13 protein-coding genes are annotated in these 16,413 nt (G+C 47.9%); 9 read left to right on the forward strand and 4 right to left on the reverse strand.

Annotated features, from left to right (window positions below):
- Window positions 1-36: 36 nt before the first annotated feature.
- Window positions 37-2,361, reverse strand: a complete 2,325-nt coding sequence (locus tag HHX48_RS04610; RefSeq protein ID WP_191022696.1) for a TonB-dependent receptor — start codon at window positions 2,359-2,361, stop codon at window positions 37-39.
- 207 nt (window positions 2,362-2,568) lie between these two features.
- Here HHX48_RS04610 and HHX48_RS04615 point away from each other — a divergent pair, with 207 nt between their 5' ends.
- The 7 genes from HHX48_RS04615 to HHX48_RS04645 all read left to right on the forward strand — a co-directional run bounded on the left by HHX48_RS04615 (window position 2,569) and on the right by HHX48_RS04645 (window position 9,861).
- Entirely contained in the window at window positions 2,569-3,864 is a 1,296-nt protein-coding gene (locus HHX48_RS04615; protein ID WP_191022698.1) for a GntP family permease, read from the forward strand.
- Window positions 3,865-3,911: 47 nt separating this feature from the next.
- Window positions 3,912-5,072 carry an E22 family MetX-like putative esterase gene (locus HHX48_RS04620; RefSeq protein WP_223858108.1) on the forward strand — a complete coding sequence of 387 codons (1,161 nt, stop codon included), beginning with the start codon at window positions 3,912-3,914 and terminating at the stop codon, window positions 5,070-5,072.
- 7 nt (window positions 5,073-5,079) lie between these two features.
- Window positions 5,080-6,075, forward strand: coding sequence for an extracellular catalytic domain type 2 short-chain-length polyhydroxyalkanoate depolymerase (locus HHX48_RS04625; RefSeq protein WP_191022702.1), 996 nt, complete (start codon window positions 5,080-5,082; stop codon window positions 6,073-6,075).
- The gene (locus HHX48_RS04630; protein WP_191023655.1) at window positions 6,072-6,839 is read left to right on the forward strand and encodes a 3-hydroxybutyrate dehydrogenase; all 768 of its coding nucleotides are present in this window, start codon (window positions 6,072-6,074) and stop codon (window positions 6,837-6,839) included. Before HHX48_RS04625 ends, HHX48_RS04630 begins: the two co-directional genes overlap by 4 nt.
- A gap of 69 nt (window positions 6,840-6,908) precedes the next feature.
- On the forward strand, window positions 6,909-7,784 hold the full coding sequence (nadK, locus tag HHX48_RS04635) for an NAD(+) kinase (protein WP_191022704.1): 876 nt from the start codon (window positions 6,909-6,911) through the stop codon (window positions 7,782-7,784).
- Between the two features lie 142 nt (window positions 7,785-7,926).
- Window positions 7,927-9,069 carry a sensor histidine kinase gene (locus HHX48_RS04640; protein ID WP_191022706.1) on the forward strand — a complete coding sequence of 381 codons (1,143 nt, stop codon included), beginning with the start codon at window positions 7,927-7,929 and terminating at the stop codon, window positions 9,067-9,069.
- Window positions 9,070-9,252: 183 nt separating this feature from the next.
- On the forward strand, window positions 9,253-9,861 hold the full coding sequence (locus tag HHX48_RS04645; RefSeq protein ID WP_191023657.1) for a DUF642 domain-containing protein: 609 nt from the start codon (window positions 9,253-9,255) through the stop codon (window positions 9,859-9,861).
- Between the two features lie 74 nt (window positions 9,862-9,935).
- Here the strand turns inward: HHX48_RS04645 and HHX48_RS04650 are convergent, their stop codons facing one another.
- The 3 genes from HHX48_RS04650 to recN all read right to left on the reverse strand — a co-directional run bounded on the left by HHX48_RS04650 (window position 9,936) and on the right by recN (window position 14,037).
- The gene (locus HHX48_RS04650; RefSeq protein ID WP_191022708.1) at window positions 9,936-11,234 is read right to left on the reverse strand and encodes a DEAD/DEAH box helicase; all 1,299 of its coding nucleotides are present in this window, start codon (window positions 11,232-11,234) and stop codon (window positions 9,936-9,938) included.
- A 644-nt stretch (window positions 11,235-11,878) separates the two neighbouring features.
- Window positions 11,879-12,235 (reverse strand): outer membrane protein assembly factor BamE, encoded by a 357-nt coding sequence (locus tag HHX48_RS04655; protein ID WP_191022710.1) that lies wholly within the window; start codon window positions 12,233-12,235, stop codon window positions 11,879-11,881.
- Between the two features lie 116 nt (window positions 12,236-12,351).
- Window positions 12,352-14,037, reverse strand: a complete 1,686-nt coding sequence (gene recN, locus HHX48_RS04660) for a DNA repair protein RecN (protein WP_191022712.1) — start codon at window positions 14,035-14,037, stop codon at window positions 12,352-12,354.
- Between the two features lie 324 nt (window positions 14,038-14,361).
- On the opposite strand from recN, the gene HHX48_RS04665 reads away from it, so the two are divergent.
- Window positions 14,362-15,414 carry an NAD(P)-dependent alcohol dehydrogenase gene (locus HHX48_RS04665; protein ID WP_191022714.1) on the forward strand — a complete coding sequence of 351 codons (1,053 nt, stop codon included), beginning with the start codon at window positions 14,362-14,364 and terminating at the stop codon, window positions 15,412-15,414.
- A gap of 59 nt (window positions 15,415-15,473) precedes the next feature.
- Window positions 15,474-16,388, forward strand: a complete 915-nt coding sequence (locus tag HHX48_RS04670; protein WP_191022716.1) for an AraC family transcriptional regulator — start codon at window positions 15,474-15,476, stop codon at window positions 16,386-16,388.
- Window positions 16,389-16,413 lie beyond the last annotated feature (25 nt).

Consider the following 16,413-nt stretch of genomic DNA (forward strand, 5'->3'; position numbering starts at 1 on the left):
ACCCTGCCTAAGACAACAAATGTTGAAGCGGTTGTATTAGAAACGGTAGCCCACAGTTAAATGAACGGTACGGGGATCGCCGTAATAACTGATTAGCGTGGTGTCGTTACCCAAGCCCGGGCCGAAGCTGCCATCTTCATTCTGGGTCACAAAGTCATACCCTCCCACGATATATTCTTCATCGGTCAGGTTTTTCAGATGCAGGCCTCCGTACCAGTTACCTTCCACACTCTCCCAGTTCATACTCAGGTTGACCATGCCATAGGCATCCTGCTGAATAAGGTCACTGGTTTCGAAAATCAGATATTCATCCCGGTAATAATAGTTCGCATTGAATGTAAAGAAGCCATATTGGGTATCCATGGCATAGTTGGCGGCCACATTCAGCGTATTTTCCGGTGTGCTGGCAAGCCCGATGAGCGGTGGCACAGCATTATTCTCTTCAATTTCAAAGTCGATGAAACCGTAAGCAACGTCAAAGGACAGGTTGTCAGTGGCCACAAAGGTAGCCTCGATCTCTATCCCTTTCGCTGACGTTTCAGCCGCATTGCGCAGACGCTGTTGCAGCGCCGTCGGGTCGTTCGAATTGCCTTCTATGCCAATATACTGCCGATCCTGATGGTCGTAGCTGAACAGCGTGGTATTCAGTCTGAATCGGTCGGTTAAGTCGCTTTTCATACCAATTTCAAAAGAATCAACAATTTCAGGATCAACACCCGGCTCATTGGTCGTGGCTCGCGGGTTGAATGTGCCTGATTTGAAGCCCTGTGCGTAACTGGCGAAGAACATCATGTCTCTGGAATACTGATATTCAATGCCTACCCGAGGTGTAAAGCGTGACCAGCTTTCGGTCGCTGGTGCATCAAGTACGCCGTCGCCGTCGGTGTCTGTGCCCAGCACCTGTGGAATGGGTACCATGTCGGGTCTGACAAACCCGTCAACCCAGCCGCTCTCAGGATACAGGTTGTACAGAACAGTACCATTATTGACCGTTGCCTGTTTTTCTTCATCGGTGTAGCGTGCACCTAATGACAACGATAACTTATCGGTTACATCATAATTGACCTGCGCATACCCGGCCCAGCTTTCACTGTTGTTACAGCCTGACACTTCACGGGTAAAGCCAGTGGTGCCTTCCGGGAAAACGCCTGCTGCGGCAAAGTCTCTGCCCAACACACCCAGCACCGCATCAAAGACACCACAGGACTCACCATCGTAATAGTACAGACCGCTGACCAGCGTCATGCTGTCGCCGGTATAATTAAACTGAAATTCGTGGGTGTCATTCTCATCTTCATAGATGGCCGGTACATCAAAGATATCCAGCTGGGTATTATCAAAGTCGATATTAGTGGGTGAGTAACTTTCCCGATGCGAACCGATATACTTGACCTGCATGGCGTCGTTAATATCGTAGCGCGCCATCCAGCTATATCCGTCTAACTCAACCTTGTTAGTGGTAGGAAGGCTGGAATAAGAATCAAACACCGAGTCGGGTTGAGGCGCGTCAGTCCGCAGGCTGGGAAGTAGGCGATATCCGCCTTTTGCATTTGAGTCGTCTTCTGTTTTATCCCAGCCCAGGCGGAAAAATAAGTCATCACTGGCATGAATTTCCAGAGAAAGACGTGCCGCCCATAAATCTTTATTGTAGTTTTCATTATCCTGACCAGGTTGCGATAAAATCAGGTATTCACCAAAACCGTCACGATTCAGATTGGCATAACCAAAGCCCAGATAGACCGTATCATCAATGAGCGGATACTGACCGGTGACCTTAATGTCGCGCTGGCTATAACTGCCCACAGTGCCCTGAACATTCAACTGCGGCTCGCCCGTCATTTCGCGGGTCACATATTTTACTGCGCCACCGATGGTGTTTTTCCCATACAGGGTTCCCTGCGGTCCGCGCAGCACTTCAATGCGCTGTACATCCAGTAAATCCAGAACCGCGCCCTGAGGACGAGCAACATAGACATCATCAATATAGATACCGACGCCCGGCTCATACCCCCACAATGGGTCTTGCTGACCGAGACCGCGGATGAAAGCGGTCAGTGTCGAGTTTGTCCCACGGCTGGTTTGCAATGTGGTGTTGGGCGAAAACTGTTGTACTTCGGTCAGTACGCTGATGCCTTTTTCCGTCAGCTCAGCCGCGCCGATGGAGGTTATCGCTACCGGCACTTCCTGTAAGGTTTCCACCGTTTTACGTGCAGTGACTTCAATTCTTTCTAACTTGCCCTTCTCTTCATCGGCGTTGTCTTCCTGTGCCAGTGTGACCGGCGTATAGGCAAAGGCAGTTGCTACAGCAGCCGCGCAGAGTGTACGACTAAAACCAAGCGATTTTATCTGGGTGTGTTTCATAACAGGTCCCTATTATTGTCTCTATCTTTAGAATTCGCTTTCTTAAAGGATGCGGTCAAAATCTAATCTAAAGCCTTTTTTCCTTAAGGTATCTAGTACCTTAGTACGTAGTACCATCGTACTATGTCAAACCCAGCCCTCTGTCGGCAGAATAATCACGTTCCTTTGAGGCTCTGCGGTCACAGAACAAATAAAAGGAAACGCATTATGTTGAGTATGACTGGCCTGCTGCTGGGCCTGGTATTGCTGATTATTCTGACTATCCGGGGCATGAATTTATTTATAGCCGCCCCGTTATGTGCATTAATTGTGGCAGTTACCAATCACATCCCCCTGTTTAGCGGCGACAGTAATTTTGTCACGCTTTACATGAGTGGCTTCTCAGGCTTCATTGCCGCCTGGTTTTTTATGTTTTTGCTGGGAGCCATTTTTGGCAAATTCATGGAAGACACCGGCGCTGCGGACTCTCTGGCACGCTGGATTGTCGATAAGCTGGGCTTTAAGCATGCTGTGTTGGCGGTCGTGCTGGCCTGCGCGATTCTAACCTATGGTGGAGTGAGTCTGTTTGTCGTTGCGTTTTCTGTTTACCCTATGGCGTTGAGTTTGTTTAAAGACGCGAACTTACCGCGCCGCTTTATCCCAGCGACCCTGGCGTTTGGTTCAGTCACCTTTACGATGACCTCTGCCGGTTCCCCGGAGATTCAAAACTGGATCCCCATCAAATATCTGGGCACCTCACCCTTTGCAGCCTGGGAAGTCAGTCTGGTGGTAGCAATCTTTATGGCATGCTTTGGTTACTGGTGGCTCAAACGTATGATTGGCAAGGCTGTCGCCAATGGAGAGCATTTTGAAGCACGCGATCATGACCCGGATATTCCTGAGCGCGATTATCCTAATCCGGCAACCGGCCTCATCCCCCTTGTTGTAGTATTACTGCTCTCGTTTTTTCTACACGATACTATCGCGCAATATGCGTTGATTGTAGCCCTCGGCGGCGGTGTGCTGACGCTGATGCTGGTCAACTATAAGCATTTTCAGAATTTACCTGGCGCCATCAATCTGGGCACCACAGGTGCGTTGGTAGCAATTGGCAATACCGCAGCGGTAGTGGGTTTCGGCAGTATCGCTAAAAATACGGATGCGTTTATGAGCACCGTCGACCTGATGACCCAAATTCCGGGAAATGAACTCATCGGCGCGGCCATTGCAGTAAGTGTGATTGCCGGACTGACCGGCTCTGCGTCCGGCGGACAAGCCATCGTACTGCCTCTGGTGGCACCGCATTATCTGGATCAGGGCGTAGAGCCGGAGGAGTTGCACCGGATTGTTTCCATCTCATCAGGCGCACTCGACTCATTACCCCATAACGGCTATGTTGTTACCACTATCCGGGCTATCTGTCACGAGACACATCAGGCTGCATATGGACCCGTCGCTGCGTTGACTGTCATTACGCCGCTCATCGGTCTGGCGATGGCCATTACGATGTTTACGCTTTCTTAAAACAGGAATTTTTCATGATCGCAAAAACACATTTCGCTGCCCGTATAATGCTCATCGCGTTGTTTTGCTGTAATACGGCGCTCGCCCTGCCCCTGGTCGAAAAGCAAACATTTACAACCAAACAGTTTGCCCTGTTCTCGGGTAAAGTACTGCCTGAGGTAACCGTGGGTTGGGAAAGTTATGGCGAACTGAATGAAGCAAAAGATAATGTTATTTTAATTACGCATTATTTTTCCGGCTCTTCCCACGCTGCCGGTAAATATCATGAGGATGATGCCCAGCCCGGGTACTGGGATGCCATCATCGGCCCGGGTAAGCCCATTGATACATCAAAGTATTTTGTCATTAGTGTGGATTCACTGGCTAACCTTTCTGCGTACGATGACAACGTCATCACAACCGGACCGGCATCTGTGAATCCTGAGACCAATAAACCGTATGGGCTCGATTTTCCTGTTGTCACTATCCGTGACTTTGTGAACGTACAAAAAGCGGTACTGGAAAGTCTGGGTATCCGCAAATTACATGCTGTCATTGGTCCGTCGATGGGGTCGATGCAAGCTATCGACTGGGCAAGTGCTTATCCGCAGTGGGTACCCAGAATGGTATCGGTTATCGGCAGCGGCCAAAGCGATGCCTGGACAACCGCTGCATTGGAGCACTGGGCGCGTCCTATTCGGTTGGATAAAAACTGGAACGATGGCGATTACACCCGTCAAGAGCCGCCTACAGAAGGGCTGGTATCCGCACTGATGCTGATTACCCAGCAGGCGTTACATCCGGCATTTTTTAATCAACAGGGCAACTCGATCGATTATCAGCCGGTAGAACCGGCCCCGCTGGAAGATATTCGTCAAAGCCATTCCATCGTTAACTGGCTTGAGCAGCGCGCCCGAAGCCGTGCTGATAAAATGGATGCCAATCACTTGCTTTATCTGGTCAGAGCCTGCCAGCTATTCGTGGCAGGACACAAAGACAGCCTGCAGCAAGGCCTGTCAACAATCAAGGCCAAAACCCTGTTTATGCCTGCCGCCAACGACTTGCTGCTTATGCCGTACCTCTCTACCCGTACTTATGAACAGTTACGCAAAGCAGGAAAAAACAGTCACTATGCAGAATTACAAGGCAACCTGGGTCACCTTGAGGGTGTGCTTGATATCCAGGAGCAAGGCGAGAAACTCAAATCCTTTTTAAATGATGATAAGTGAGGAAACCATGAAGGGATACGTGATTACACTGGGACTGGCGTTGTACAGCGCTTCAGCCCTGTGTCAGCAAATGAACATTGATACTGACAATATCACCGTTTCCGGGTTGTCCTCCGGCGGATACATGGCGAATCAGTTTCATATTGCCCACAGTGATAAGGTCAGCGGCGCAGCGATCGTTAGTGCAGGCCCCTACTATTGTGCGCGAAACGATATCACTATCGCGCTGGGTGCCTGCGTGGATAAATCAGAGCCGATTCCGCTACAGACCTTTTCTAAACGCGCTGAGGAATGGGCCGCGCAGGGAAAAATAGCACCATTATCTAATCTGAGTGAGGATCGCGTCTGGTTATTTCATGGCACCCGCGATAAGCGGGTGGCACAGACTGTCACCGCATCACTGTATGAACAATATCAGGGCTGGCTGACCAGTGGCGATATCCAGTATGTAAAAGACAAGCCGTTCGGTCATCTGTTACCCACCGTAAACAGTGGTGTATCCTGTGACAGTTCTGCCGCGCCCTATATCGGAGATTGTGATTATGATGCAGCTGGCAAGGCACTTTCTTTTTTACTCGGTGCGCTAAAGCCGCCCGCAAAAACCTTATCGGGTGAGGTGGTTTCGTTCAATCAAAAAGAGATTGGCGGGTCCAATGCAGACACGCTGGCCGAAACAGGTTTTGCCTACGTGCCTGAAAGCTGTAAAACAGGCGAGGCTTGTCAGGTGCATGTGAGCTTTCACGGCTGTAACCAGTATGCTGATGAAGTGGGTAAAGCGTATGTAGATAATGCTGGCTTTAACCGTTGGGCTGACAGTAATAACCTTGTGGTTATTTATCCGCAAACGAAAAAGTCGCTCTTTATGCCCTTAAACCCCCAGGGATGCTGGGACTGGTGGGGCTATACCGGTGCAGATTATGCCACCAGAGAGGGTGCTCAGATTCAGGCTGTAGACGCCTTTATAGCGTCATTTGCAAAAACCGATAAACAGGATAAGTCATAATGTCACATACAATTTTTATAACCGGTGGAGCCAGTGGCATTGGTTTCGGTCTTGCAGAAAACCTGGCAAAAGATGGCCATCATGTGGTCCTTGCGGATATCAATGAACAGGCTGTTAACGAGGCCGCACAGCGCCTCATTGATCAGCAATTAAACGCCAGCGCGGTTGCTGTAGATGTCACTGATGCAGACGCCGTAGCGGCGCTGCCAAAGCGTTTGGATACCCTGAAAATTGATATTCTTATCAATAATGCAGGCATACAACATGTGTCGCGGCTAGAAGATTTTCCCGCCAAAAAATGGCAGCAGCTTATTGATATTATGCTGGTCGCCCCCGCCCTACTCAGTCAGGCATTCTTACCGGGTATGCGGGAACGAAATTTTGGCCGGATCATCAATGTAGGCTCTATACATTCTCTGGTTGCCTCGCCCTATAAGTCGGCCTATGTGTCTGCCAAACATGGCTTACTAGGCTTTGCCAAAACACTGGCGCTGGAAGTCGCTGATGCAGATATCACCATTAATACGCTCTGCCCGGCCTATGTTAAAACACCTTTAGTTGAGAAGCAGATCGCTGATCAGGCAAAGGAAAATGGTATCAGTGAAGATGAAGTCATCAACGAAATCATGTTAAAGCCGATGCCGAAAAAAGCCTTTATCAGTATTGAGGAACTGGCCGGTACAGCGCGCTTTCTCATAAGTGATGTGGCCCGCAATATTACCGCCCAGACAATGGTACTGGATGGCGGCTGGACCGCCCGCTAACGCTTTCATTTATCTTTATTTTTGTGCTAATGTCCCAACCATCGCAGATGCCAGGGACATTAGCATACCATGCCCTATAAAACGGTCGGCCTTATCGGCAAACCCGGTCACACCGAAACCCTCACCAGTCTTAAGCACCTTATCGACTACCTCCAGGCCAGAGGTTGTACGGTCCTGCTTGAAGAGCACATCCAGCAGGAACTGAACGCGCCAGACCTTGAAGCGCAGAATCTTGTGGCAATTGGTAAGCATGCCGACCTTGCGGTGGTGGTGGGTGGTGACGGCAGTATGCTTGGTGCAGCCAGAGTACTATCGCGATTTGATATTCACGTAGTCGGTGTTAATCGCGGTAATCTTGGCTTTCTGACTGATATTCATCCGGATGATATTACCTCACAGCTTGATCTTATCTTTGCCGGCGAGGCCATTGCAGAGCAACGTTTTTTGCTGGAGGTAGGCGTATATCGGCATGAAAAGCTTAAAAGCAGCAACACCGCAGTGAACGAAGTGGTTTTACACCATGGAAAGGTGGCGCACATGATGGAATTTGAAATTTACATTGATGAACAATTTGTTTTCAGTCAGCGCTCTGACGGACTTATTTTGTCAACACCGACAGGATCAACTGCCTACTCGCTGTCTGCGGGCGGCCCCATTCTTATGCCCCGGCTGGATGCGGTTACTATGGTGCCCATGTTTCCCCATACGTTAAGCAGTCGTCCTATCGTTGTTGACGCCAACAGTACCATTTCGATGCGGGTATCGCGGGCTAATTCTGATAGCTTGCAAGTAAGCTGCGACAGTCATATCGTGCTTCCCGTGCTACCCGGCGATGAAATTCGTGTTCAAAAAAGCAAGGATAAGCTGTCGATGGTACATCCAAAAGGCTACAATTACTTTAACGTTTTGCGCAGTAAACTGAGCTGGGGTTCAAAGCTCTATTAACAGCACGCCGACATCGCAATATATCCGCCTTTTACCGAACCAGGCATGTTGAAATTAATCAAAATTAACTGTAAATAAGTAGTAATAGACGATTGATAATCGCACGTTAGGCAACCTGACTCTATACAAGAAGGATACAGTTTTGACAGTTAATACCACGGAATGCGGTTTATATCTGGAAGCGCAAAAAGAGCAGATTTTTGCTCAGTGGGAAGAACTTGCCAATGAAAAGTTGAAAGCAGCTTCTAACGCGCCGGATTTAATTGTCAGAAATTATCTTCCCTATTTTCTGGCAAACCTGGTGTCCGAGCTGAAAGCATTTGAATTGGAATCTGGCAGCGACATCGAAAAAATCAATAACATTGATTTTGACGCGAAATACAGTGATGAACACGGCCGCTCCAGAGCGTCGGTAGCACGTTATACGGTCGCACAGGTTATCCAGGAATACTCACTGCTCCGTCAGGTTTTGCGAAGTCGCCTTTATGATAACAACATCCTTTGCCTCACCACCGCTGAGATAATTGACAGATTCATCGAAACCAGCTGCGCGCAGGCGGCACAACAATTTGCTAACTCACTGGACGAAGTTCAGGAAAAACTTATCAGTGTTATCGCTCACGATTTAAGAAACCCTATTTCAGTCGCCAGAAGTTATGTGGAAATCGGTGAACTTGGACTCTCAACCTCTGATAAAGTGTTTGGTTCACTTAAGCGCAGTCTTGAAAGGGCGCTGAAACTTATTAGTGAATTACTGGATACCACACAACTTGAAGCTGGCCGTGGCATGACATTTCGCTTCGAACAGAAAGACATGGTTAAAGAATTAGGCGTTGCCACGAATGAAGCGCAGGAAGTCTATGATAATCCTATCCGCTTTGCCACTGAGCTGGAAACCGCTCATGTCGTGTGTGATCACATGTCTATTTTACGCGTTGTAGAAAACCTCATTTCTAACGGTATTAAGTACGGTAGTGTAGAAAGCCCGATAACGCTCTCGCTTGAAAAGAACACCGATGAGATTCTTATCAGTGTTCACAACGAAGGGTCGTATATTGAGCCAGAACAACAGAACTCTATGTTCGAATTTTTATCCCGTCACACCGGCGGCAGAGATCAGAGAAAAGAGGGCTGGGGACTAGGCTTGTACCTGGTAAGACTTGTCGCGAAAGCACATAAGGGTAAGGCGTGGATTGAAAGCGATCGTGGGACTGGCACTACCTTTTGTATCTCAATAAAAAATGAAGCCCACCCGCCCGGTTCTGCATTTTCTGAGTATACCTGATCTATCACCTACCAATGTGTCATTATTTTTTACACAATTAGTAATAAAGTTGTATGAATAATATCTATATTATTGATTGTTAATATATTTTTCAATGTGGCACGAACATAGCTTCCAGTAGTGTAACCGAGAGGGCATGTATGCCGTCTTTACACCCCATTCGCAGTTTAAAAAAGGAAAGTTATGAAGAAGGTGATCGCATCATTTATTGGCGGTATTGCGCTACTAGCAAGCGTAACAGCCAATGCCAGTCTGATTGTAAATGGTAGCTTTGAAAACAATACTGTTAACGCCGGTGGCTGGAAATCATTCAACTCTTCACAGGTTGATGGCTGGTCCTCAGAAGCCGGTATTGAAATCTGGAACAATCTGAACAATTTCGCCGCGTTCGACGGAGCACAATTAGCTGAATTGAATTCAAATGGCTCTGGTTATCAAAGCCTTTACCAGAGCTTTGCATCTGACGCAGGGCAGGTTTACGCGCTTGATTTTGCCCACACGGCCAGAGACAACCTGAGCGAATCGTTTAAAATTGTGATAAGTGATGCAAATAGCGACACTACGCTGTTTTCTGAGGTCATTACGCAAACGACAAGACGTCAATGGAATACGTTTAACACCGTATTTGTAGCCTCATCTGATATGACAACGATTACCTTTACCTCATTAAACAGCGGCTCCACTGGCAATCTGCTTGATGCTGTTAGCGTCACAGTACCGGAACCCGGTTCTTTGGGGTTGATGGTACTGGGCTTAATCGCCCTTGTGTGTGGCCGCGCAAGAAAGGCATAAGACAGCCGCCTCCCTTACTACCCCTATAAAGAGAAAAGCCATGCATCTGCATGGCTTTTTTTTTGACTGAAGCATTATGTTGAAGACGCGTGGCGCGATGAGCGGCGAGGCGTCACGGGCTTGTTTGGGCGACCTCTGCCATTCTTATCATCTGTGGCGCCGCGCGCGTTGGATGAACGCTTTGGCTTTTTCGGTTTATTAGGCTTTTTAGGGGGTGATAACCGCGTTTCTGCCAGGGATAATTCTGGTTCAAAACCCGCTAATTTCTCCCGTGGAATCAGGGTTTGTATCAGCGTTTCAATATCCTTTAATTGTTGATATTCATCTGCGCTGACCAAAGACCACGCTTGTCCTACAGCGCCTGCTCGCCCTGTTCTGCCGATTCTATGCACATAATCAGCGGCGGTGTTGGGCAAATCAACATTAACCACGACAGGTAACTGACTGATATCGATGCCTCTGGCCGCAATATCGGTAGCGACCAGTACATTTATATCGGAAGATTTAAAATCTGCCAGCGCTTTGGTTCTGGCCCCCTGACTCTTATTGCCGTGAATAGCAGCACTGGGAATCCCCGCGGCATCTAACTTTTTGGATAACCGGTTGGCTCCATGTTTAGTCCGGGTAAAAGCCAATACCTGCTTCCATTTATTTTGCTTCACCATAGAAATCAAAGCCGGCATTTTACGGTTTTTATCTACAGAGATTAATCGTTGGTCAATTTTATCAACGGTGGTGTTTGCCGGCGTGGTGGAGATTTTCACCGGATCACGGGTAAGAGTTTGTGCTAATGCAGTAACCGTTTCTGAAAAGGTTGCGGAGAACATCAGTGTCTGTCGCGCCTTAGGCAATAATTTGATAATCCTTTTTATATCGTGGATAAACCCCATATCCAGCATGCGGTCGGCTTCATCCAGTACCAGCGTTTCGAGCTGGTCGAATTTAACAGCATTTTGCTGGTGCAAATCCAGTAAGCGGCCAGGCGTCGCTATCAGAATATCAACCCCTTTACGAAGTCGCTTCATCTGCGGGTTAATACCCACACCACCAAACACCACTGTGGTATTAAGTGGCGTAAATTCGCTGAGTTCTCTGACATTTTGTTCCACCTGAGCAGCAAGCTCCCGGGTCGGTGTAAGGATCAGAGCTCTTACATGGTTGCCTTTGGGTGGATTGCCCTTACCTAACCGCTCCAGAACCGGCAGGCTGAAGCCCGCGGTCTTACCTGTACCGGTCTGTGCGGCAGCAAGTACGTCGCTGCCTGATAAAATGACAGGAATTGCCTTTTCCTGTATAGGTGATGGTGTTTGGTAGCCCTGTTTTTCAATGGCCTTCATTAAATTATCTGACAAGCCCAACTGGGTAAATGACATATAAACCTCAAAAATAATAGAGAATTTGCCGGTTATGTGCACGCGGCGCATTCAAAAAATAGTCATGTATCCTGTTGCGACAGACAGAACACCGTAATTCGTCGACTTCAGACTGTAGACTGTGTAATTAACATTCAGTGTACAGTTGCTCTAAATAACAAAACTCAATACCGGATACGCAGGATGATGGTGACCACGTTAAACATCAGTGAATATGCCAAGGCGCGCTCTTTTACCATTGGCTGTTACAGTAATCCTGTAAACCAAAAGGCAGAGAACGCCTGTCGCATGAGCTATAAACACGAAAATGATAGCGATGTCAGACAAACTTATTTAGCTTAAAACGGAAAGTTTCTGTTTTAGAGGGACTAACGGCAGAAGCAAAGAGAGAACGTAATTAAAGCCAGTTCAGAGCGGCGCGATAGTATCAGTGAATGTGCGTGTTGACCAGCACTATCGCGTTTAATACAGAAAAGTGTCCGTATCGGCACGGCGCAAGCGGTCAAACGTGTTACTGCGCCTCAACATCCGGATGGGACCAGCAAAAGCGCTGTTGTGATTAATCACGCTATGCGCCGACGGTAAACGTAGAGAAGCATAACCTGTTCAACGCGTAACAGGTTACCCAATAACGCTAAGTAATATTATTGATCCAGTGGTGTTTCAAAATCTTCTGAAAGATCGAAGTCACCGGTAGCGGTAACCAAACTATCATTATCAAATGTCAGAATGAGCTGTTTCTGGAAATCTTCTCCACGCTTGCGCATTCCGCGCTTCATATCATATACATAATACCAGGTATCATCATTGAACGAGTCTTCAACGACAGGGTGGCCCAGAACATAAATTACCTGGTCTTTAGACATACCCTTACGCAGCTCTTTAACATCACGTTCGTCAAGAAAATTACCCTGAGGGACATCAATTCGATAAATCCAGTTTGAACACGCCGCTGTCGACACAGTCAGCGCAGCCAGTAGTAGGTATTGATACAACTTCATTCGAGAATCTGGTCCAGTTACTTTTTTATGATCTCGTAAGCGGAGTACTGCCCCGACAATACGAATTTTGATGCGGAGCATGCTACCCCACCCCACTATGACCAATCAACCGCTTATTAGTTCGATCCTGAACTTTTCAGTAATTCTCTGGCGTTAGCTAACGCCGAATCAGTCACCTTATCGCCCGCTAACAGTCGTGCTAGTTCATCAACACGTTCTTGCTCGGCCAGCGCCATCATCATTGTTTGAGTACTTTGTCCATCAGTAAGCTTGGTTACAAATAGCTGGTTATGGGCTTGCGCAGCTACCTGAGGTAAGTGTGTAACACACATCACCTGACTGCGCTGTCCAAGCTTACGCAATAAACCACCTACGATAGATGCAGTCGGGCCACTGATTCCGGTGTCGACCTCATCAAAAATCATAGTTGGTGTCGCACTCTGATCACTTGCCAATACCTGAATAGCCAGCCCAATTCTTGATAACTCACCGCCTGAAACCACTTTGTCTAGTCGATCAGGATCCTGACCCGGATTGGTAGAGACCAGTAACGTTACCTCATCCAGCCCACGATTTGAGGGGGTTTTATCGGCATTGAACGAGACATCGACCACCACGGTGGCATGCGCCATATTCATCTGGCGTATCTGCGTTTCTATCTTTTGAGCAAAAATGGTGGCGGCATCATTTCTTGAGTCCGACAGTTTACGAGCAGCGGTCATGTAGTCTGCTTTTGCTTTTTCAAGTGCAACGGCTATCGCCTCAAGTTGGTTATCTTCATCTTCCAGCTGCTTAAACTCTTGCGTCAACGCCTGATGCAACTCATACAGATGCTCAGGTTCAACACTGTGCTTTCTGGCCAGCTCAAGACATTTGCTATAGCGACTTTCCACTTGCTGGAGCCTGAGCGGATCGATTTCGAGCGCGTCACAATAACTGCGAAGTTCAGATGCCGCTTCTTCGACCTGAATCGACGCATCATTCAGCATGGTGATAATCGGAGAGAGACTTGCATCGTGCTCCTGTAACTGGATGAGACGCTCCAGACTATTCTGTATGACCGAAAGCGCATTGCCCTCATCATTCTCGTACAGGTTATAAAAACTGGTCTGGGCTTGTTCCAGTAAAGCCTGCCCATTGCTGAGTCTTTTATGCTCTGTTTCAAGCTCTTCAAATTCATTATCTGCCAGTGCAAAGTCGTCCAGTTCTTCAACCTGATAGACCAACAGCTGACGCCTGTCAGCGCGGGTTTGCGCTTGTTGCTGTAATAACTGGAATTGCTTTTGCGCATCGCGCCACTGTTGAAAAGACTGATTGACAGCGCTCGTCAGCGCCTTGTGATTGGCAAAGCTATCCAGATGATTACGCTGCACATCATCTTTTAACAGTTGTAAATGCGTGTTTTGTCCGTGAATCGCTAACAGAAACTGACCAAAACCTTTAAGTTGTTGCAGTGATACCGGGACGCCATTGATAAAAGCTTTTGAACGCCCCTCTTTAGAGACTACCCGTCGAATGAAGCAGCTTTCCGCGTCGTCATCGGCTTCCAGTTCATGCTCTGACAGCCAGGCCATTGCCGCCGTATTTCCGTTGAGTGCAAAATGCGCGACGATTTCAGCCTTAGCGGCTTCTTTTCTGACCGAGCCTGCATCCGCACGCTCACCAAGACACAAGCTCAGCGCATCTATGGCGATAGACTTACCTGCGCCGGTTTCACCCGTAATTGCTGTAAGTCCCTGTTCAAAGTTAACCGTCAGTTCCCGCACAACAGCAAAGTTTTTAATAGACAATTGAACAAGCATAAAAACACTCTATAGATATACAGTACTTGTTTATTTATACAGTAATGAAATTTGTCTGGCAAGTAACTTGGGGTGATGTTTAATGTTTCCTGATGTGTTGCCTTATCTTGGTCGTGTTTATTTCATTTAAGCAGGATAATCAGGCAATCACTCAGTATACCAGGCAAGAGCAAGTCGTTAATTTTGCTGCTCAGCGATAGATAAATGAAAGTTAATCATGTGATGAAAATAGATTTAGGCAAAAGCGGCGTAAGAATAGGCAAGCCATTTATTTGGTTAAGAGTAAAGTAACGTAACAGAAACTTAAAACCACAAAGGTGAACTATGAAAACTATCGGTTATGCAGCGAAATCATCTGACGCACATATGGTGCCTTATCATTTTGAGCGCCGTAATTTGCGTGACAATGACGTCTCCATAGAAATTTTATACAGCGGTGTATGTCATTCGGATTTGCATACGGTAAATGGCGACTGGGGCGATCAGCCTTATCCACTTGTTCCCGGTCATGAAATCGTTGGTAAAGTTATTGATGTGGGCTCACAGGTTTCTAAGTATAAGGTGGGCGATCATGTCGCGGTAGGCTGTATGGTCGACAGCTGCCAGACGTGCGACCAGTGCGAGAATCATGAAGAGCAATTTTGTCGCGATGGTATGACGCCGACCTACGGTGCACCTGACAGACAGACAGGCGAAATCACGCAAGGGGGTTACTCAAAGCATATTGTAGCGCGAGAAGAGTTTGTGATGCGCGTACCAGATTCACTGGATATGGCCCGCACGGCGCCGATCCTGTGCGCCGGTATTACCACCTATACACCGCTGAAGAAATTTGGCGTAAAACAAGGCAGTCGTGTCGGGGTAATTGGCCTGGGCGGTTTGGGTCACATGGCGGTTAAGCTTGCGGTGGCGATGGGCGCTGAAGTTACGGTGCTAAGCCGATCGGCTAAAAAAGAACAGGAAGCCAAAAATATTGGTGCCAGTGGCATCCTCGTTTCAGACGATAAAGAAGCGATGGAGGCATCTGCCAATGCGTTTGATGTCATTATCGATACAGTGCCGGTAAAGCATGACCTTAATCCCTACACGCCTCTGCTTGATATTGACGGGACACTGGTGATTGTTGGTCAGATTGGTCCGATGGAAGAGCCCATTACGGCACCACTGGTGCTGGGCAGACGGCGCGTCGCGGGATCATTGATTGGTGGCATAAAGGAAACGCAGGAAGTGCTGGATTTCTGCGCTGAGCATAACATTCATCCTGAATGCAAAATGATCAATGCTGATGAAGTCAATGATGCGTTTGCCCATCTTGAAAAGGGTGACGTGGCTCACCGCTTCGTTATCGACATGTCGTCGCTGTCTGTTGACGCGTAACTTTCTGTCAGTGTTATATTATGAGGTAAATTAGCAAACGCCAGTAGCAGAGAGCATCAATGATCGATTTATCAGTTGAAAAAGATGAAGAGGCCCAACCTCGTCCTGATGATTGTGACATGTTAAGTGCTGCTCTCTGTGCGTTTGCACCTCATGATGGCAATTTTGATCTTGCAGGGGGGCTGTTGCACGTTGTGCGCTCTACGGAAGTACAGAGCGAGACGACATGTGTTCTATCACAGCCGAGTATCTGTATCGTTCCTCAGGGTGCCAAACAGGTCACTCTGGCAGATACCACCTTTGAATATGATTACAGAAAAATGGTGGTATATTCAGCGGCCGTTCCTATCAGTATTCGGGTCACGCAGGCAAGTAAGGACGCCCCCTACTTTTGCCTGGTCATTCCATTGCACCCTGAAGCATTACATCGCTTATCTGCAAAAGTGTTTCCCGAAGGGGTGCCTGAGCGCAAATCCTCGCGCGCAGTTTATGTTAAAGACGCTAACGCCGGCATCATTTCAGCAGCCAATCGTATGCTCACCATTCTTACAGAACAAAAAGATGCAGACTTACTGGTACCACACTGTATTGATGAAATACTGATTCGCCTGCTGCGCAGTAAAATGGGCCCGGAGGTTTTACAGATTGCACAGGCAGACTCGGCCATCAGAAAAGTGTCAAAAGCGATTGGTTGGATAAACAGTCATTTCCAGCAGCCGTTGTCCGTTGATGAGCTGGCTTCCCTTGCCGGTATGAGTGTGTCGGCATTCCATTCTCATTTTAAAGCTGTCACAGCACTCAGTCCGCTGCAATTTCAAAAACGTTTGCGACTGCAGCATGCCCGCGCGCTTTTGCGCGAGGGACGCGCAGGCGTAACGACCAGCGCACTGGAAGCGGGCTATACCAGCGCATCCCAATTCAGCCGCGAGTATTTGCGTGAATTTGGTCATCCGCCATCAAAGGAATTGCCTTAAACGCGCCTGCGTTCTCTTTTCTTTA

Origin of the sequence: Salinimonas profundi, assembly GCF_014750655.1 — a bacterium.
Taxonomy (GTDB): domain Bacteria; phylum Pseudomonadota; class Gammaproteobacteria; order Enterobacterales; family Alteromonadaceae; genus Alteromonas; species Alteromonas profundi_A.